Annotated in this window: 19 protein-coding genes; 18 read left to right on the top strand and 1 reads right to left on the bottom strand. The window is 33.4% G+C overall.

Translation table 11 applies throughout. The features are described 5' to 3' along the window. Positions 1 to 53 precede the first annotated feature (53 nt). Positions 54 to 254: a hypothetical protein gene (locus HZF24_RS05605; protein ID WP_179237299.1), complete on the top strand. Its 201-nt coding sequence runs from the start codon at positions 54 to 56 to the stop codon at positions 252 to 254. A gap of 93 nt (positions 255 to 347) precedes the next feature. Here HZF24_RS05605 and HZF24_RS05600 read toward each other — a convergent pair whose 3' ends face one another. Next, positions 348 to 1,997 carry a MutS-related protein gene (locus HZF24_RS05600; RefSeq protein ID WP_179237298.1) on the bottom strand — a complete coding sequence of 550 codons (1,650 nt, stop codon included), beginning with the start codon at positions 1,995 to 1,997 and terminating at the stop codon, positions 348 to 350. A gap of 566 nt (positions 1,998 to 2,563) precedes the next feature. On the opposite strand from HZF24_RS05600, the gene HZF24_RS19190 reads away from it, so the two are divergent. The 17 genes from HZF24_RS19190 to HZF24_RS05520 all read left to right on the top strand — a co-directional run bounded on the left by HZF24_RS19190 (position 2,564) and on the right by HZF24_RS05520 (position 19,083). Next, positions 2,564 to 2,686, top strand: a complete 123-nt coding sequence (locus HZF24_RS19190) for a hypothetical protein (RefSeq protein ID WP_281372251.1) — start codon at positions 2,564 to 2,566, stop codon at positions 2,684 to 2,686. Positions 2,687 to 2,776: 90 nt separating this feature from the next. After that, complete coding sequence (locus HZF24_RS05595; RefSeq protein WP_179237297.1) at positions 2,777 to 4,057, top strand: M16 family metallopeptidase; 1,281 nt, start codon at positions 2,777 to 2,779, stop codon at positions 4,055 to 4,057. After that, the gene (dut, locus tag HZF24_RS05590; protein ID WP_179237296.1) at positions 4,047 to 4,478 is read left to right on the top strand and encodes a dUTP diphosphatase; all 432 of its coding nucleotides are present in this window, start codon (positions 4,047 to 4,049) and stop codon (positions 4,476 to 4,478) included. The genes HZF24_RS05595 and dut overlap by 11 nt, the downstream gene beginning before the upstream one ends. Before the next feature lie 22 nt (positions 4,479 to 4,500). Then, entirely contained in the window at positions 4,501 to 4,734 is a 234-nt protein-coding gene (locus HZF24_RS05585) for a YlmC/YmxH family sporulation protein (RefSeq protein WP_179237295.1), read from the top strand. 216 nt (positions 4,735 to 4,950) lie between these two features. Beyond that, complete coding sequence (locus tag HZF24_RS05580) at positions 4,951 to 5,724, top strand: ClpP family protease (RefSeq protein WP_407695747.1); 774 nt, start codon at positions 4,951 to 4,953, stop codon at positions 5,722 to 5,724. Positions 5,725 to 5,814: 90 nt separating this feature from the next. Further along, positions 5,815 to 8,190 (top strand): FtsK/SpoIIIE family DNA translocase, encoded by a 2,376-nt coding sequence (locus HZF24_RS05575; RefSeq protein ID WP_179237293.1) that lies wholly within the window; start codon positions 5,815 to 5,817, stop codon positions 8,188 to 8,190. Continuing rightward, positions 8,190 to 9,527 carry a 30S ribosomal protein S12 methylthiotransferase RimO gene (rimO, locus tag HZF24_RS05570; protein WP_179237292.1) on the top strand — a complete coding sequence of 446 codons (1,338 nt, stop codon included), beginning with the start codon at positions 8,190 to 8,192 and terminating at the stop codon, positions 9,525 to 9,527. Before HZF24_RS05575 ends, rimO begins: the two co-directional genes overlap by 1 nt. Further along, on the top strand, positions 9,514 to 10,065 hold the full coding sequence (gene pgsA, locus HZF24_RS05565) for a CDP-diacylglycerol--glycerol-3-phosphate 3-phosphatidyltransferase (protein WP_179237291.1): 552 nt from the start codon (positions 9,514 to 9,516) through the stop codon (positions 10,063 to 10,065). The genes rimO and pgsA overlap by 14 nt, the downstream gene beginning before the upstream one ends. A gap of 84 nt (positions 10,066 to 10,149) precedes the next feature. After that, a complete protein-coding gene (gene recA / locus HZF24_RS05560) occupies positions 10,150 to 11,184 on the top strand; it encodes a recombinase RecA (RefSeq protein WP_179237290.1) in 1,035 nt (344 codons plus the stop codon). A 228-nt stretch (positions 11,185 to 11,412) separates the two neighbouring features. Further along, positions 11,413 to 12,945 carry a ribonuclease Y gene (rny, locus tag HZF24_RS05555; RefSeq protein ID WP_218835261.1) on the top strand — a complete coding sequence of 511 codons (1,533 nt, stop codon included), beginning with the start codon at positions 11,413 to 11,415 and terminating at the stop codon, positions 12,943 to 12,945. A 94-nt stretch (positions 12,946 to 13,039) separates the two neighbouring features. After that, positions 13,040 to 14,473, top strand: coding sequence for an adenylosuccinate lyase (gene purB, locus HZF24_RS05550; protein WP_179237289.1), 1,434 nt, complete (start codon positions 13,040 to 13,042; stop codon positions 14,471 to 14,473). A gap of 7 nt (positions 14,474 to 14,480) precedes the next feature. Beyond that, positions 14,481 to 15,185: a flavodoxin family protein gene (locus HZF24_RS05545; RefSeq protein ID WP_179237288.1), complete on the top strand. Its 705-nt coding sequence runs from the start codon at positions 14,481 to 14,483 to the stop codon at positions 15,183 to 15,185. A 111-nt stretch (positions 15,186 to 15,296) separates the two neighbouring features. Continuing rightward, positions 15,297 to 15,830, top strand: a complete 534-nt coding sequence (locus HZF24_RS05540) for an RNA polymerase sigma factor (protein WP_179237287.1) — start codon at positions 15,297 to 15,299, stop codon at positions 15,828 to 15,830. A gap of 114 nt (positions 15,831 to 15,944) precedes the next feature. Then, entirely contained in the window at positions 15,945 to 16,352 is a 408-nt protein-coding gene (locus HZF24_RS05535; protein ID WP_179237286.1) for a hypothetical protein, read from the top strand. A 30-nt stretch (positions 16,353 to 16,382) separates the two neighbouring features. Then, a complete protein-coding gene (locus HZF24_RS05530; RefSeq protein ID WP_179237285.1) occupies positions 16,383 to 17,060 on the top strand; it encodes a DUF4367 domain-containing protein in 678 nt (225 codons plus the stop codon). Between the two features lie 26 nt (positions 17,061 to 17,086). Next, the gene (locus HZF24_RS05525) at positions 17,087 to 17,866 is read left to right on the top strand and encodes a hypothetical protein (RefSeq protein ID WP_179237284.1); all 780 of its coding nucleotides are present in this window, start codon (positions 17,087 to 17,089) and stop codon (positions 17,864 to 17,866) included. 146 nt (positions 17,867 to 18,012) lie between these two features. Beyond that, on the top strand, positions 18,013 to 19,083 hold the full coding sequence (locus HZF24_RS05520; RefSeq protein ID WP_179237283.1) for a GGDEF domain-containing protein: 1,071 nt from the start codon (positions 18,013 to 18,015) through the stop codon (positions 19,081 to 19,083). Positions 19,084 to 19,351 lie beyond the last annotated feature (268 nt).

Raw genomic sequence — 19,351 nt, 5'->3', positions numbered from 1 at the left:
ACAGAGCGGCATCTGGTATAATAATAAACAGTAATTTATGAAAGAGGAATGATATGAAAAAAGATACAAATAAATATTTAGCCATAGGTATATCACTTGGATTATGCTTTGGTGCCGGTGCGGGAATTATTGTAAGCATTATTATAGATAAAAGTAACTTTGTATTTGGCATACCATTAGGAGCCGGATTAGGAATGATTATTGGCATTATTGTTGGTTCTATCTTAGACAGTAATAATAAAAATACCAAATAATTTGCAAATTTTTCAATTTGTCGGAGAGAATAAGTGCAATGATCCGAAATTGTAAAAGATTTAATTATATATATTTTTTCAAAAGAATTTTTACTACCATGTCTTCGTATTAATAAATTTATCGACCATTGTTTCGGCTGCATCGACTATTTGACTGTTAAAATTCATGTAATGAAGCAGCTTAACGGCATTTCTGGTTTGTGACGGACCTTGCTTTAACTTATAATCAAAATGTATACCATCATCTGTAATGTGTTCACGAAAATGATAATTGTCATATTCTTTATTCAATATGTGTGTCAGTTCAATGTCATGAGAGGCAGTTATGCAAAGACAATCTATATTGTGCAGATATTTCAGTACGGCTGTAGATGCAGCAATGCGTTCAATAGTGTTTGTTCCCTTTAAAATTTCATCGACAAAACATGTACAGGCTGTATCCTGCACCTTATCGAGTATTCTTTTTAATGATTTTATTTCTTTAATAAAGTAACTGTCTCCTTCAGAAATGTTGTCGCGAACAGCCATAGAAGTAATCATTAATGAAAACCTTAGATTAAGTTCTTTTGCAGCACATGTGTGAATTGTCTGGGCCAAAATACCATTAATAGCTAAGGCTTTGATAAATGTGGACTTTCCTGAAGCATTGGAGCCTGTGATGATGCTGTCATTGCTTATTTTCCCGCTGTTAGGTACAGGATCTGAAAGCAGGGGGTGATACAAGTCTTCAAAACCTATGGAGTTTTCATTATAAAAAACCGGAGTACAATAATAAGGCAGACTTTTTCTGAATGATAGCACACAGATTGCCATGTCAATTTCACCCATGGATTTGTACAATGTATGAAATTCATTGGAATATTTTGAAATCATTCTTATAGCCTTATTGTAATTTCGTATGTCGATGAGAAATATGATTTTTATATATTCCGCAAAAACGGCCATGTCAGAAAAATCTTTCTGTAAGATATCTGAAATTTTAGTTCTCAGAGGCTTAAATATAAGATAGCTTTTTTTAAGCTCGCTGAAAAAGGGAACTGATTCATAGTTTTTGGTTTTGAATATTTTATCTAAACATTGCAATATAGACGAAAAATATTTTATGGCAGAAAGCTCTCTTTCTATTTTCGTTTTTGTTCCATAATAAAAGAATCCATTTAATATAGCTGAAAGTATCAAACATAAAATACCCACTTGAGTGTCAAAGAAGGCTAATAAAATGCATAGAACGGGAATAATGGTTAAAATATTATATATAAAATTATGTTTCAAAAACTTTGCTTCTGCATCAAAGATAAAGGAAGCTATACCGTTATAGTTATATTTTCCTGCTTTGGCTAAACTCATTTGCAGCTTCAGTCTATCGTCAGCATTATCTTCCAGATAGGAAATAAGCTTCTCTCTTTCTAAAAGAATGTCTTCTTTCATTTGTACCTGATGCAGTGTGTCGTATAAGTATTCTTCACCAACAGATGTCAGACAAGTATTAATTCGTTTAAATGTCAGATTCATGTCCAAATCGTCCCATGTTATACTATCTATTGTATTAAAATCATCAGTGTTTGCTTTTTTATAGCGGTGATAGCTTTCGATACTTTCAAACTCGTATTTCTTTTGATTTGGTATTTTGCCGAAGGAATTTATGATAAATGATTTTAGTTTTTTAGTTGCTTTTATATGTGATATAATTAGTAAAAATACTACGATAATTCCTATTAATATAAAAAACCATGTGTAGTCCATTTAAAGCCCCTTTTAATTTTATCTGCGCAATTAATTTTTATTGCTGAAATGTGATATTTAAAGTTCTGACAATTATTATAAGTCATTAATAGAATTATATCAATAAAAAAGGTATACTTTGCTGACAGTGGATGAAAATTAGTAATTGCATCTTATGGAATTACCGGATTGGGACATCGGAATTAACCAATTATCATTTTCATTTTTAAAGCAAATATAGATTGCATTATGTGACTTTCATCTCTTCCAAATTTTACAGAAGGATTATAAATTTTTATATAGTAAAAAAATGTTGAAAAAATATTATAGTTGCTATATAATGTTATTAATAAGGCTCTGAAATATCTTCTCATGTACTTTTTCAGGATTAAGTATGCAAATTGTGAGGTATAAAAGAGTCTTTTAACTTATTTGTTGATCCTACATGTCATGTCTATATTCTTCTCTAAGTAAATCCTTATATATTAAACAAAGAACAGCGGAAATTAAAGTACTTGTAATTTATGTAAAAATTTGATAACATAAATTGACTCTTATATTAATACATTAATATAAGGGGGATTTTTATGAAATTTTTTAAAGATATAGCTTTTATAAAAAAGCTGATAATAGTTATTTTATTAATAATCATACTTATTCTGCTTGTAACAGGCAGATGCAGCACAATGAATTTAATCAGAATGTGGTAATGATATATATGAAAGGGGACACACCTCTTTTTGAGAGCGAGTCCTTGGGGATAGGAGGAATGTCCCCAAATTGATAAAAACGGAGGAAAAATGATAAATAAGTACACTTTAGACAACGGGCTTAGGATAGTAACGGAAAAAATCGGTTATGTTAAATCTGCATCCATAGGTATATGGGTTAATGTTGGTTCTAACAACGAAAATGATGAAACGAACGGCTTGTCACATTTTATAGAACACATGCTTTTTAAGGGAACCAAAAACAGAAAGGCAAATGAAATTGCTGAAGAAATTGACAATATAGGCGGTCAGATGAATGCTTTTACAAGCAAGGAATGTACTTGCTTTTATGTAAAGGTATTGGACGAAAATATAGTAGAAGCAGTTGATATACTTTCAGATATGTTTTTTAATTCATTGTTTAAACAGGAAGAAATAGACAAAGAAATTTCGGTTGTAATTGAAGAAATAAAAATGTATGAAGATTCTCCCGAGGATTTGGTTCACGACAAGCTGACGGAAATAATATTTAATGACAGCCCGATGGCATACAATATTTTAGGTACGGAGCAGAATTTAAAAACCTTTACCACAGAAAAGGTATTAAATTATATGAAAGATAAATATTCACCGCATAATACCGTAGTTGCCGTAGCCGGAAGCTTCGATGAAGAGTCGTTCGTAAACCTGATTAAAGAAAAATTCAGTAAATGGCAAAATAAATTCGTAGAGCATGTTGATAAGGACAGCCATTACGAGCGAAAGGTAGTAGGCATTAATAAAGATTTAGAACAGCTGCACGTTTGTATAGGCAATAAAACAATAGGCAGACACCATAAGGATTATCATTCTTTGCTTGTATTAAACAATATATTCGGTGGAACTATGAGCTCTCGTATTTTCCAGGAGGTAAGAGAAAACAGGGGCTTGGTTTATTCCATCTATTCATTTGTTTCAAATTATTCTAATTCAGGTATCTTCAGTATCTATGCAGGTATGTCCTATGATCAGGTTGAGGAAGCCATAAGGACAGTGTTAAAAGAAATGGTCAGCATGAAAAACGGCAAGATAACCATGAAGGAATTTAACAGAGCTAAGCAGCAGATAAAGGGTAATTATATCTTAGGCTTGGAAAGCACATCAAGCCGTATGTCTGCAATAGGTCGAAGAGAGCTTTTATTTAACGAAATTTTATATCCCGAAGAGGTAATAAACAGCATAAACAATGTTAAATTTGAGGACGTTGTTAAGATTGCCAATGAATTGTTTGATATTGACAAATTAAGTATTACTTTTACGGGAAATTTAAACAAACATAAAGGAATAGAAGAAATTATTAATGAAGTACTGGGAGAAGAATATGAAAGTTAAAATTGTCAAAAATAATCCGTTTAATTTGCCGGCATTTGAAACAAAGGGTTCCGCGGGAGTTGATTTGCAGGCATATGTACAGGAGCCCGTAACATTGAAGCCGATGGAAAGAATGTTGGTTCCTACAGGTATTTTTATTGAAATTCCCGAAGGATATGAGGCTCAGGTAAGAGCAAGAAGCGGTCTTGCAATAAAACATGGTATTTCTCTCGTAAACGGAATAGGAACCATTGATTCCGATTACAGAGGAGAAATAAAGGTAATATTAATTAATTTGGGAGATAAGGATTTTACTATCAATAATGGTGACAGAATAGCTCAAATGGTTTTTATTAAGCATGAGAGACCGGAATTTGAATTAGTTGAGGAACTGGGAGATACTGTAAGAGGTGCGGGAGGATTCGGGCACACAGGAGAGTAATTGTATATAAGGGGGGAAATTAATGAAATTAAGTGAATTGTACAGCAAAGAAATAATTAATATTGACACCGGTGAAAACTTGGGGATATTTGGTGACTGCGACTTGGTTATTGAAGAAAAAACCGGAGAAATTATAAGCTTTATATCCGGCAGCAACTCACATTTTAATATTTTTAAAGAGCCGAAGAAAAAAGAAATTTTATGGAAGAACATAAAAAAAATAGGCAGTGATATGATTATTATAGAAAATGATTAATGTGCATAAAACTGTTTGTATAAAATAGCTAAAACTTCAAAGAATAATCAGGATGAAGAAAAAAACCTGATTATTTTTATTTTGGAGGAATAAATGGAAAACAACAATCAAAACCTGAACTTGCAGCAGCAGTCGTTCAACAATATGGATGGAAACAGGAATTACAGCAACAATCAAAATACTATCAATCAAAATAACAACAGAAATAATAATCAAATGACAGATAATAACAATCAAAATAACAACAGACGCATTAATATTAATAATTCAGAGCCGGCAAATCCTTTTTTATTTAACGGAAATGAGGATAATAAAGGGGATGAAAATTCTGACCAGCCTATAGAAAATGTAAAGCAGGTAGGAAGTGTAACAGATATAAGTCCCGTAAAGGATATTTGCTTTATAAGTATTATCGGAGAAATAGAAGGTCATACTTCCTTGCCTCCTCAAAGCAAGACTACCAAGTATGAACATATTATCCCCATGATAATAGGTGCAGAAATGGACCCTGAAATCAAAGGCATTCTTTTGCTGATAAACACAGTTGGTGGAGATGTGGAGGCTGGGCTTGCGATTTCTGAATTGATTGCAAGTATAACTAAGCCGACGGTATCAATCGTATTGGGCGGAGGTCACAGCATAGGGACGGCTCTTGCTGTATCAGCAGAATATTCATTTATAGCTCCGACGGGAACCATGACTATCCATCCTATACGTACAAACGGTTTTGTAATAGGAGTTCCTCAGACATTCAGATATTTTCAGAAAATGCAGGAAAGGATTATTAATTTCATAGTTAATAATTCAAGAGTGGACAAAAAAGCGTTGCTGAGCTATATGTATGATACGGATGAAATCGCCAATGATGTGGGAACGGTTCTTAATGCTCAAGAGGTTATAGATATTGGGCTTATAGATGAAATTGGCGGCTTTAGCTCGGCGATGAATGTTTTAAGAGGTTTAATAGATGAAATGGAAAAGAAAAATTAGCTTTTTGTTCATAATTAAATAGTTATTGCGACTATTCAGTATTTTATGATATAATAAAAATTAGAAAAGTACAGGGGGACGTTGTACAAAATGGCAAAAGTACAAACTGAAAGCAAGTCAAAAAAAACAAGTACAAGAAAAAAAAGTACAAGCACAAATCAAATTAAAAAAGCCGATATTCTAAAAAAAGAAATAATAGGTATTTTTATTGTTGCATTTGCCGTATTTTTAATTGTAGTTACAAACAAAGAAAATCAAACAGGTATTATAGGTAAATCAATTAATGTTTTTACTCATTCGATTTTTGGTAAGGGTGCTGATATCTTACCTTATTTTATATTAACGATTGGAGTAATGAGGTTATTAAACATAGTAATTTTAAATGATAATAATCAAATTATCGCAATAATTGGTTTCTTCATTTGCTACATAATATATGTTTCTATATCAGATGCGGCAATTTTGGCTATATTAAAAGGAAACACTAATTTGCAGGAACTATTTTCAGTTTCTGTAGATACCGGTTTAAAGAAAGTCGGCGGAGGAATAATAGGAAATGTATTGACATATATATTTGTAAAATTATTAGACAAAAACGGTACGTATATAGTTCTTGGCGCATTAGTATTTTCAAACATAGTTCTGTTTACGAACCAAAGCATCATAGGAATATTTAAACTATTTGCAGGCTACATAAAGAAATTTTCAAATGCAATATATAACTTTGTGTTTACTGAATCGACGGATGAAGATAATAATAAAAAGCCGGTTGAAAAGCATAGTAAAAATCAGGCTTATGATACAGCAGATAATATACAAATATATGATTATTTAAATCCGGCAGATAACAATAAAAAGGCAGAAATTACACAGCTTAAAATTGATGACATAAAAAAGCCGGCTGCAAATGCAGTACAAATTGATGCGAAAAAACAGGAAGATACGGAACCTTCTGAAAAAGAAAAGAAGATAAACCCTAAGGAGAAATTTGAGCCGCAAGCAATTACCGATGATATAATTAACATTGCCGGTGTTAAAAGTGATAAATATAAAATGCCGCCAACAACACTTTTAGATCCATTACCTCAGCATAGCAGAGGGGATAAGGATGATTTGAAGAAGGATGGGGAAAAGCTGATTGAAACATTGAACAATTTCAATATACCCTGTAACATTCTTCAGATTAACAAAGGACCTACAATTACAAGGTATGAAATCCAACCTGCTCCCGGTATTAAGGTCAGCAGGATAACCGGTCTATCCAACGATATAGCCCTTGCGTTAGCTACGTCGGACATTCGTATGGAAGCGCCCATACCCGGCAAGGCTGCAATAGGAATAGAGGTTCCGAACAAAAGTAAGACAAGTGTATATCTAAGGAGCTTAATAGAATCAAAAGAATATAAGACTGTCGGCACAAATATTCCGTTCGCTTTGGGAAAAGATATAGCAGGAAAAAACATTATAGCCAGCATTGATAAGATGCCCCATCTTTTAATAGCAGGGGCTACCGGTTCGGGTAAAAGTGTGTGCATTAATTCTTTGATTATGAGTATTTTATTTAAAGCAAGACCTGATGAGGTCAAGCTTATACTGATAGATCCCAAGGTGGTTGAATTAAGTGTATACAATGGGTTGCCGCATTTATTGATACCTGTTGTTACAGACCCCCGCAAAGCAGCCAATGCACTGAATTGGGCTGTCTCTGAAATGACAAGCCGATACAAGGTATTTGCCCAGAACAGTGTAAGAGATATTGCAACCTATAATGAAAAGATGGTTAAAGAAGGCAATGATAAAATGCCTCAAATAGTTATCGTAATAGATGAATTGGCAGATTTGATGACAGTTGCTTCTTCTGAGGTTGAAGAATATATAACAAGAATTGCCCAGCTTGCAAGAGCATGCGGTATGCACCTTGTTATAGCCACACAAAGGCCGTCAGTAGATGTTATAACAGGTGTTATTAAGGCAAACATACCATCCCGCATTGCTTTTGCGGTATCTTCACATATTGATTCAAGGACAATTTTAGATACCGGGGGAGCTGAGAAGCTTCTTGGAAGAGGCGATATGCTTTATCATCCAATCGGTCTGCCTAAACCAATACGTATTCAGGGGACATTTATATCAGATGATGAAATTAAAAGGGTTGTAGACAGCATTAAGGAGCAACAGATAGAAATAAAAACAAACAAACAAAATGAAATAATAAATGAAATAGAAAAAGCCCCAAACAGTGATGAAGAAGTAGATGAACTTTTAGAGCAGGCAGTAGAAATGGTCGTTATGGACGGGCAAGCTTCCGCATCCTATATTCAAAGAAAATTTAAAGTAGGATATGCCAGAGCCGCAAGAATAATCGATCAGCTTGAGGAAAGAGGAATTGTAGGGGGTCATGAAGGAAGCAAGCCTCGTAAGGTGCTTATAACTAAAGAAGAATTAGACGAAATGAGAGGAAATTAATGAAAAAGATTTATATGCATTCACTTGGGTGTTCAAAGAATTTGGTTGATTCTGAAAACATGCTGGGGATTTTGCGCAACAAGGGATTTAAGACTACAGATTATGCCGATAAAGCAGATTACATCATTATAAATACATGTTCATTTATAAGTGATGCTCAGCAGGAATCAGTCAATGCAATACTGGCTGCTGCAGATGTAAAAAATGAAGCGAACCAAAATGCAAAAATAATAGTGACAGGCTGCCTTGCTCAAAGATTCGGCGAGGAGCTTTCAAAGGAAATACCGGAAGTAGATATAATCGTAGGTACAAGCGGATTTGATAAAATAGATGAATATATTGAAAAATACGAAAACAGCAAGCAGCTGGTTGTTGATACCGATATGAGAGAACTTGACGAAGAAAATCTTCCGAGAAATTCTTTGACAGAAAATTGGTACGCATACTTAAAAATAGCAGAAGGCTGCAGCAATAACTGCACCTACTGCGTTATACCGCAGCTCAGAGGACCATATAAGAGCAGAAAAATAGAAAAGATTGTTGAAGAGGCAGAAATTCTTGCAAAACAGGGAGCAAAGGAAATAATAATTATCGCTCAGGACACAAGCAAGTACGGACTTGATTTGTATGGTGAAAAAAAGCTTCATGAGGTAGTTAGAAAGATTTCTGAAATTGAAGGAGTTCAGTGGATAAGAATTCATTATTTGTATCCCGAAGATATTTATGATGAGCTCATAAATGAATTTAAAAATAACGACAAGCTTCTTAATTATTTTGACATTCCAATGCAGCATATAAATGACAGAATATTAAAAAGGATGAACAGAAATACGAACAGGCATCAAATAATAAATCTGATAAACAAAATCAGAAATGAAGTCGAGGATGCCGTAATCAGAACTTCCTTAATAACTGGATTCCCCGGAGAAACAGAGGAAGAGCACGAGGAGCTGTTAAGGTTTTTAGGGGAATATAAGCTTGACAGGGTCGGTGTTTTCCAGTATTCAAGAGAGGAACATACTCCTGCATACAAGCTTCCCGAGCAGATAGATGATGATATCAAGCAAAGAAGACAGGATGAGCTGATGGAGCTGCAGGTTGGCGTATCGTATGAAAACAACTTAGCTAAAATAGGCAGAATCTATGATGTTTTAATTGAAGAAAAAGATGTAGAAAACATATACATCGGGAGAACTTATATGGATTCTATAGATATAGATGGTGTTGTTTATGTGACATCAGACAATGAATTAGATTTAGGCAATATTTATAAGGTTAAAATAAATGATGCTTTAGAATATGATTTGATGGGAGATGAGGTTGATGAACTGGTTTAAGAACATGAATTTACCAAATAAGCTTACTGTTATAAGGATATTGGCAATACCCCTTTTTCTGATATTCTTATACATAAGCAAAGGAGTATTTAGATTTCTGCCGCTTTTGATTTTTTCGGCTGCGGCAGTAACCGATGCAATTGATGGGTATATAGCAAGGAGAGATAATTTAATTACTGATTTCGGAAAATTTATGGATCCTCTTGCTGATAAGCTTTTAACATGTGCGGCTTTTATTGCGTTTGTGGAAATTGGTTATTTGAGCTCCTGGATTGTTGTTATAATTATTTCAAGGGAGTTTTTAGTATCCGGATTCAGAACCTTAGCAGCTTCAAAAGGAGTAAAAATAGCTGCAAACCCTTGGGGTAAAGTAAAGACAGTTTTTCAGATGATACTGATAGTTGTTATTTTACTAAACTATACCGGCTATTTTGAATTTACAGATTTATGGATTGGTCCATTGGTTGCTGTAGTTGTTCTTCTAACGGTTACTTCCGGAGCAACTTACATCTACGAAAACCTGGATATTCTGAAATAAAATTTGCTTAATTCTGTGTTGACAAAATTGTTGTTTATGTTATAATAGTAAAAAGAACAAATGTTCTATGAGGGAGTCGAGAAGATGGAAAAAGATAAGGCACTTGAGCTTGCGTTAGCTCAAATTGAAAAGCAATTCGGTAAAGGTTCTATAATGAAGCTTGGAGAAAATGCAAAATTGAATATAGAATCAATACCAACAGGAGCCCTGCCGCTTGATATTGCAACAGGCATAGGAGGAGTTCCCAAAGGTAGAATCGTAGAAATTTACGGACCTGAATCATCCGGTAAAACAACCGTAGCATTACATATAGTTGCAGAATCACAGAAAAGAGGCGGTATCGCAGCGTTCATAGATGCTGAACACGCACTCGATCCTGGATATGCTAAAAAGCTTGGAGTATCAATTGAAGATTTAATAATTTCTCAGCCTGACACAGGAGAACAAGGATTGGAAATAGCTGAAGCGCTTGTCAGAAGCGGTGCGGTTGACATTATTGTTATAGACTCTGTTGCGGCATTAGTTCCAAAGGCCGAAATAGACGGTGAAATGGGAGATTCTCATGTTGGTCTTCAGGCAAGATTAATGTCACAGGCACTTAGAAAGTTAGCAGGCGCAATTAACAAGTCCAATACTGTTGCAATATTTATAAACCAATTGCGTGAAAAAGTGGGAGTAATGTTCGGTAATCCTGAAACTACCACAGGGGGTAGAGCTCTTAAATTCTATTCATCAATGAGATTAGATGTAAGAAGAATAGAGTCACTTAAAAAAGGTGATGATGTTTATGGTAACAGAACAAGAGTAAAGGTTGTTAAGAATAAAGTTGCTCCGCCATTTAAGCAGGCAGAATTCGATATTATATACGGCAAAGGAATATCTAAAGAAGGCTGCATATTAGACATGGCAGTTGAAGCGGGAGTTGTAAATAAATCAGGTGCATGGTATTCATATGAAAGCACAAGAATAGGACAAGGAAGAGAAAATTCAAAGGATTATCTGTCTTCAAATCCTGAACTGATGAATGAAATAGAAAAGAAAGTAAGAGATAAATTTGAACTTGGTGATACAGTGTTAAGATCGGATGATTCAGATAAATCCAGCGATTCAGACAATTAATACAATGAGTTTACCTAGAATTTATTAAAATAGTCAGAACGGCTCACTGCTGTTCTGTTTTTTTGCTATTTGTCTTGACATAATACATAAAAAATTATAGAATATATTATATTCAAGTATCAAGAAATGACTTAATATTTCATATAATTTAGAAATTATCATTTAATAAAAAAACAGTTAAATGTAAATATTTCGCAGCTTGAAAATTTAATAACGGGAGGTGCTGAATTGTTCGAAATAATAGTAGGTATTATCTGCGCAATAATAGGTATAGTAATAGGATTTATAATTCGTAAAAATATATCTGAAAGCAAAATTGGTAGTGCTGAACAAGAAGCTAAAAGGATAATCGATGAGGCAACAAAAGATGCAGAAACAAAGAAGAAAGAAATTCTTGTTGAAGCAAAAGACGAAGCTCACAGAATGAGAAATGAATATGAAAGAGAAAACAAGGAAAGACGAAGCGAAATACAAAGATCAGAAAAAAGACTAATCAAAAAAGAAGAAATGCTGGATGCTAAAAGTATGCAGGTTGAAAAGAAAGATGAAACGCTTCAAAAGAAATTAAAGGAAGTTGAAAATAAACAAAATAATTTAGAAGCAATCCATCAAAAGCAATTAGAAGAGTTAGAAAGAATTTCCGGACTTTCAACCGAAGAAGCAAAAAGCATATTGATCGACAACATTAAAAGAGAAGCAGAGCAAGAGGCTTCAATTGCAGTGAAAGAAATAGAGAAAGAAGCAAAGGAAAATGCAGAGAGAAAAGCACGTGAAATAATTACATATGCGATTCAAAAATGTTCTGCAGACCATGTAGCGGAAACCACTGTATCTGTAGTTGATCTGCCTAACGATGAAATGAAGGGCAGAATAATAGGAAGAGAAGGAAGAAACATCAGAGCTCTTGAGCAATTAACAGGTATAGATATTATAATAGATGATACACCGGAAGCAGTAGTAATTTCCGGATTTGATCCTATTAGAAGAGAAGTTGCAAGATTAGCACTTGAAAAATTAATTGCAGACGGTAGAATACATCCTGCAAGAATTGAAGAAATGGTTGAAAAAGCTAAAAAAGAAGTTGAACAGCAAATTAAAGACGAAGGTGAACAGGCGACACTAGATACCGGCATACATGGACTTCATCCTGAACTTGTAAAGCTTTTAGGTAGACTAAAGTTTAGAACAAGCTACGGGCAAAATGTATTGAAGCATTCTATGGAAGTATCATATTTGGCGGGTATAATGGCAGCAGAATTAGGAGCAGATGTTAAAATCGCGAAGCGTGCCGGCTTATTACACGATATAGGCAAAGCAGTTGATCATGAAGTCGAAGGTCCTCATGTTACTATAGGAGAGGATCTTGCAAGGAAATATAAAGAAAGCAAAGCCGTAATTCATGGAATCGCTGCTCATCATGGAGATATAGAGCCACAGACTGTTGAGGCTGTATTGGTTCAAGCAGCTGATGCTATATCGGCGGCAAGACCGGGTGCAAGAAGAGAAACACTTGAAACTTATATTAAGAGATTAGAAAAACTTGAAGAAATATCGAACTCATTTGAAGGGGTAGAAAAATCTTTTGCTATTCAGGCAGGAAGAGAAGTTAGAATCATCGTTAAACCAGATGTAACAAGCGATTCAAGCATAATTTTGATTGCGAAAGACATAGTTAAGAAGATAGAAGAAGAAATGGAATATCCGGGTCAGATTAAAGTTAATGTAATCAGAGAATCAAGAGCAACGGAATACGCAAAATAAAAAAGAAATATATGGAAGTAAACTTTAATGTTTACTTCTTTTTAATTTAGAGATAAAATAATATTATCACAATTTAATCGTTATGGAGGCTGTAATGTCGAGAGATACATATGAAAATCCGCTTATAACAAGATATTCAAGCAAGGAAATGCTATATATATTTTCTGATGAAAAGAAATTTTCAACATGGAGAAAGCTTTGGGTTGCTTTGGCGGAAGCGGAGAAGGAATTAGGATTAAGCATAACAGGCGAACAAATAGAAGAAATGAAAGCCAACATTTATAATATTGATTATGATTTGGCAGCACAAAAAGAAAAGGAATTCAGACATGATGTTATGGCACATGTACATACCTTTGGTACGTGTTGTCCCTCTGCTATGCCAATTATCCATCTTGGTGCAACAAGCATGTATGTAGTGGATAATACGGATGCAATATTAATGAAGGAAGCATTATTGCTGCTAAAAAAGAAATTGATTAATTTAATAAAGGTTCTATCGGATTTTTGTTTAAAATATAAGGATTTACCGGCATTGGGATACACTCATTACCAGCCGGCTCAGCTTACAACGGTGGGTAAAAGAGCTTCCCTGTGGCTTCAGGATTTATATTTAGATTATGAGGAAGTTAATCATGTGTTGTCGTTGGTTAAGCTGAGAGGTGTCAAAGGAACTACGGGAACTCAGGCAAGCTTTATGAACCTGTTTGACAACGACGGAGATAAGGTAAAAGAGTTAGAGAAAAAGGTTGTAGAGAAAATGGGTTTTAAGGATGCCTTTAAATTAACCGGACAGACATATACAAGAAAGGTTGATTTTTACGTATTGTCAACCTTAAGCGGCATTGCCCAAAGCTTACATAAGATGACTAATGATATTAGAATACTCCAAAGTCAAAAAGAAATAGAAGAGCCATTTGAAAAAAATCAAATCGGTTCTTCTGCAATGGCATATAAAAGAAATCCTATGAGAAGCGAAAGAATTGCATCATTGGCACGTTTTATTATTTCCAATGAAGCAAACATGGCTAATACGGTTACTACGCAGTGGTTAGAAAGAACATTGGATGATTCGGCAATTAAAAGATTGGCAATACCCCAGGGATTTTTGGCGGCAGATGCAATTTTAGGTATTGCAATCAATATATTCGGTGGAATGGTCGTAAATGAAAAAGTAATAGAAAAGCATATAAATGAAGAGCTTCCTTTTATGGCAACAGAAAATATCATTATGGAAGCAGTTAAGCGCGGAGGAAACAGGCAGGATCTCCACGAAGAAATAAGAGTTCTTTCAATGCAGGCAGCAGAGCAGGTTAAAAAATTCGGAATGCCGAATGACCTGATTGAGAGGATGTCAAAGAGCAATGTTATAAATATGTCAAGAGAAGAGATTGAAATTACAATAAATCCGGCAAATTACACGGGAAGGGCGCCGCAGCAGGTGGAGGAATTCTTCAATGAGACCATAGAACCTCTTCTTGAAGAAAACCGTGATTTGCTCGGCGTGGATATCGAGTTAAAGGTGTAAGTACATTATGAATATAACTTTGGTTTATGGTACTGAGCGCAAAGGAAGCACATATAACATTGCGCAATTGTTTTTAAACAAGCTGAGAGATGAAAAATCCGAAGTAAGGGAAATTTTTCTTCCAAGGGATATGCCCCATTTTTGTAAAGGCTGCAGTCTGTGTTTCATGAAGGGAGAGGAATACTGCCCTGATTATGAACAGGTAAATAAAATTAGAATTGCACTTGAAAAAGCCGATATGTTGATTTTTGCCAGTCCCGTATACGTATATCACACTACAGGTCAAATGAAAGCATTGCTTGACAATTTCGGATATCAATGGATGGTTCACCGGCCAAATAAAGCAATGTTCGGAAAAATTGCTCTCGTTATTTCTACAGCAGCAGGAGCAGGCATGAAATCAACAAATAAGGACATTGCAGACAGCCTTACCTTTTGGGGGATAGCAAGAATATTCAGATATGGAAAAGGTGTTGCAGCAATCGACTGGAACAGTGTGAGTGATGATAAAAAATCTGTCATTTATAAGGATGTAGATAAAATATCTTCAAAAATAATAAAAAAATTCAAGAATGTGACACCGAGCATAAAGGTAAAAGCACTGTTTCATGCAATGCGCATAGCTCAAAAAAAAGGCGGTTTCAATAAAACAGATGTAGAATATTGGAAAGAGCAGGGATGGTTAGGAAGCTTACGCCCGTGGAAATCTTAAATTAACTTATGTATTGTTTACATAATATTAGTTATGACTACAAGGCTTGAAGGCAATATTAAAATAAAATTCAGATAATAAACAAAAAATTTAAATAAAAAGGATTTTTATATGTTAATTTATTTAAGCTTATTGGATACTGAAGAAGAAAAAAGCAAATTTGAGCAAATTTATAACAATTACAAGCTCACAATGTTTTATGTGGCTAAGAGCATCTTAAAGGATGATTATTTATCCGAAGATGCTGTTCATGATGCGTTTATAAATATTGCTAAAAGCATGGACAATATATCGGATGTTATAAGTTCAAGAACAAAAGGATATGTTGTAATTATAGTCAGGAACATTTCTTTTAATATTCTGAAAAAACAAAAACCAATTGTTGAAATTGAAGATTTCGAAGAAAATGTTTCATACGATATAAGCTTAGAAGATGAGATATTGTCAAAACTGTCCTTTGATTTCATAATAGAAGAGATTATGAATTTACCGGTGATATATAAGGATGTGCTGTATTTATCGTACGTAGAGGAACTCAGCACTCAGGAGATATCAATATTAATTAATATTTCCAATGAGGCCGTGAAAAAAAGGCTGCAAAGAGGAAGAAGAAAATTAGCCGAAAACATTAAAGAAGCAATGTAAGCAAGTGAAAGCAAAAAAATTTTTAAATTTTTTTATATTTTTTGTCCCCATATGCCATTTAAAATTGTTTATATAGTAGAGAGAATTATCAGAGCATATAGGTGGGTAGAATTTATGAATATCGAAGTTTATTTTAATAGGATATATTCGGTTGCCTTTCAGCTGACCGGTGATAAAGAAATTGCTGAAGAAATATCAACAAAAGCAATAATGAATACGATTAGTAATTTTAATAAAGATAATGAAATAACTGTAGGTATGTTCAAATTAACTATTTTAGAATTATTCAAAATATATTTAATCATGCCGAAATCAAGATGTAACGATAACATAAAAGGAATTCAAAGTGCATTGTTAAAGCTTAAGCCGGTAAACAGAGCATTGGTAATCTGGAAAGACATACTGGGATTTAAGTTGTCAGATAACACACCATTATCAGGGTCATACGGAGAACTGTATAAGGAACTTATATATGGCAGAAAAGAACTTAAAGAACATATCAGTATAGGTCAAATAGATTAACGGGTGTATTAGCAAGAAAGGGAAATTGATATGGCTAATGAAATATTAAAAAATGCATTGATAATTTCAATGGAAAATGAGTTGAATACTATTCCTTCGTCCGTAGATTTAAAAGAATACTATAGCTTTTCAGATGAATTCGATAAAAGGATGAAAACTTTAATAAAGAAAGCAAATATAAAATATGTTAATATAGATAAATTCAAAGTCAGGAGAAGTATTGTTGCCGCATCGTTAATAATAATTATCGCTGCGGCATCCATGAGTGTTGAAGCTTTTAGGCTGCCGATAATCAAGCTGACCGAAAAAATATATACTGAATTTTCAGAGATTTTGTTTGACAATGAAAAAAATATCGCAGTTCCTGAAATGATTGAAGACGTATACGTACCTTTATACATGACTGAAGGATATACTTTAATTGAAGAAAGCAAGGATATGAAATCGATGCATTTTCTGGTTTACGCTAATGAAAAAGATCAACTAATTATGGTTGACCAATTTACTTTAGGTGTGAGTATGGCAGTAGATACAGAAGGGATAACAACAGAAGAAATAACGATTAAGGACAAGAGTGGAATAATATACAGTAAAAATGGTCTAACAACCATAATAATCAATGACAATAATTATGTGCATATGATTTCAGGTTATGAAAGCAGAGAAGAGATTATTAAAATAGCTGAATCATTACATATCAGAGAATAAATCATAAATGAACGGAAGGAATTAATGTGAAAGCAAAACTGATTTTTTTGATTACAATCATTATGATGCTTGCGGCATGTGCAAATAATAATGAAGAATTAATAGAGAATGGTAATGATATTATTGAAAACAACGACAATACATATAAAAATGTAATTGATTTGTCGTTTACATCTGTACCAAAAACGGCATTAATAGAGGGGTTACCGGAAGAAGGATGGATCAGAGGAAAAAGCATTTATTTTGGTGACTTGCCTAATCAGATAGAATCAACAGTGCATTTGTATGTAGACAGTAACGAAAACCCCGAATTAAGGCCTGGTGAAGGAACAATATATGGATTTTTAGAGCATGACAATAAATTGTATGAACTAGGAGAAATCAGTAGTTATGGATTTAATGGTATAGATGTAAATTTATCTGACAGAACCTATGATGGTATCAAGGAAATTAATATTACCGGTGGTATGGGTGCTACCTACATAGAATTAAAAGTAATAGCTTATAATAAAGATAGTAATGAATGGGAAAATTTATTAACTATGGGTTCTCCTGCTATTGCTGATTTAGACAGAGATGGTCAAGATGAATTAATTGCCGGTTCTACAGGAAGCCTGCCACCATTTGTAGATATATACAGATGGAATAATGATTGCTTTGAGAGAGCAGAAATAACCGAAGCTACCGGAAATTTATATGCATACCTAGACACAATAAATGACGAATGGATTATTAAATCAGGATTACAAAATGTTGAACCTAAATTATATAAGTATGAAGCGGGGAAACTTATAGAGTATAAATGAAACAGTAATTATTTTTTTTGCATATAATAAATTTTTTTTACTGAAAATAATTCTTGTTTTAATATACAATTTATTGTAATATATTGTTAGAAAAAAATAAGAAGATGTTTTCTCTAAATCAGACCCTAAAGGATAATTACTCATATATGAATATATTAATATTTATAAAACATAATCTTGTTAAATTGTTAATTCAGAGTTTATTTATAGTAATATTGATAATAAGTATTTTTTCTATTGAATTCTCAATCGAAATACTGCATAATGACAGTAAATCCGTTAATTATGTGGGTATTATAAGAGGAGGAACTCAACTATTAATAAAGCAGGAATTATCAAACAGACCAAGCGATGAACTTATAGAGCAACTGGACGGTATAATTAGCCAGTTAAAAACGCATGATGAAAATAATCATTTTGCTATACATGAAGATAAAAAGCTTCAGGAATTGCTTTCTGCTATAGAAGTAAAATGGGTAGAATTGAAAGAAGAAATTTATAATTACAGGGCAGGTGCTGACCCTCTGCGACTCTATAATTTAAGTAATGAATATTATGAAATGTCTAATAGCATGGTATTTGAAACTCAGGCATACGTTGAAAGTAAAGTAGAAAAATTGGCTTCCATGCGAACAAGATTATTTATAAGTGTAATTTTAATATTAATTTTCAGCATACAGCAGTTTATCAGTAAAATTTTAGTGCAGAATAAAAATGTTGCATTAAATCAAGTCGCATACATTGATAATTTGACCGGTCTACCTAACAGAGCGCATTGTAATGAAATTATTCTTAAATACAATGAAATGGAAATTTTGCCCGACTTAGCGTGTGTGTATATTGACCTGAATAATTTAAAGGTTACTAACGATTTACTCGGACATGAAGCAGGAGATAAATTTATAAGAGATTTTGCTGCAATTTTAAAGGAAGCAAGCAGTCCATACGGATTTGCATGCCGTAATGGCGGAGACGAATTTGTGGCGATTTTTGAAAATTGTTCACAAAAGAATATAAATGATTATATGAATTATTTAAATGAGAAAACTCACCTGTATAATTCTAAAGAGAGTGAAATAAAAATCAGTTTTGCTATCGGTGTTGCCTTTTCGCATGAAATAAGTTCAAATCAAATGAATGATCTTTTATCGTTAGCTGATAAACGTATGTACGAAAATAAAACAGCGTATAAAAAAAGTCTGCTGAATCAAGCATAAAATATTTTAGAGGAAATAGTGGAGATTTGACATAATACATCAAATCTCCACTATTTTTTGATAGAAAGTTTTTTAAAAACCAACTTGATTTTCTTATATAGCTTCTAAAGATGGCAGTGTTCATATAAAAGATTTATATTATAGGATAGAAAGATAGAACAAATTCAAATTAAAATACGTCTAACTAATATGGTACATAAGCAGCTAATCCAAATTTTCAGATTTGGTGTCGGTTGCTTATACTGTAAGTATAATAAATAGAAAGTAA

The sequence above is a fragment of the Sedimentibacter hydroxybenzoicus DSM 7310 genome, assembly GCF_013403245.1.
GTDB classification, from domain to species: domain Bacteria; phylum Bacillota; class Clostridia; order Tissierellales; family Sedimentibacteraceae; genus Sedimentibacter; species Sedimentibacter hydroxybenzoicus.
This window is presented reverse-complemented; position numbering and strand designations above follow the sequence as displayed.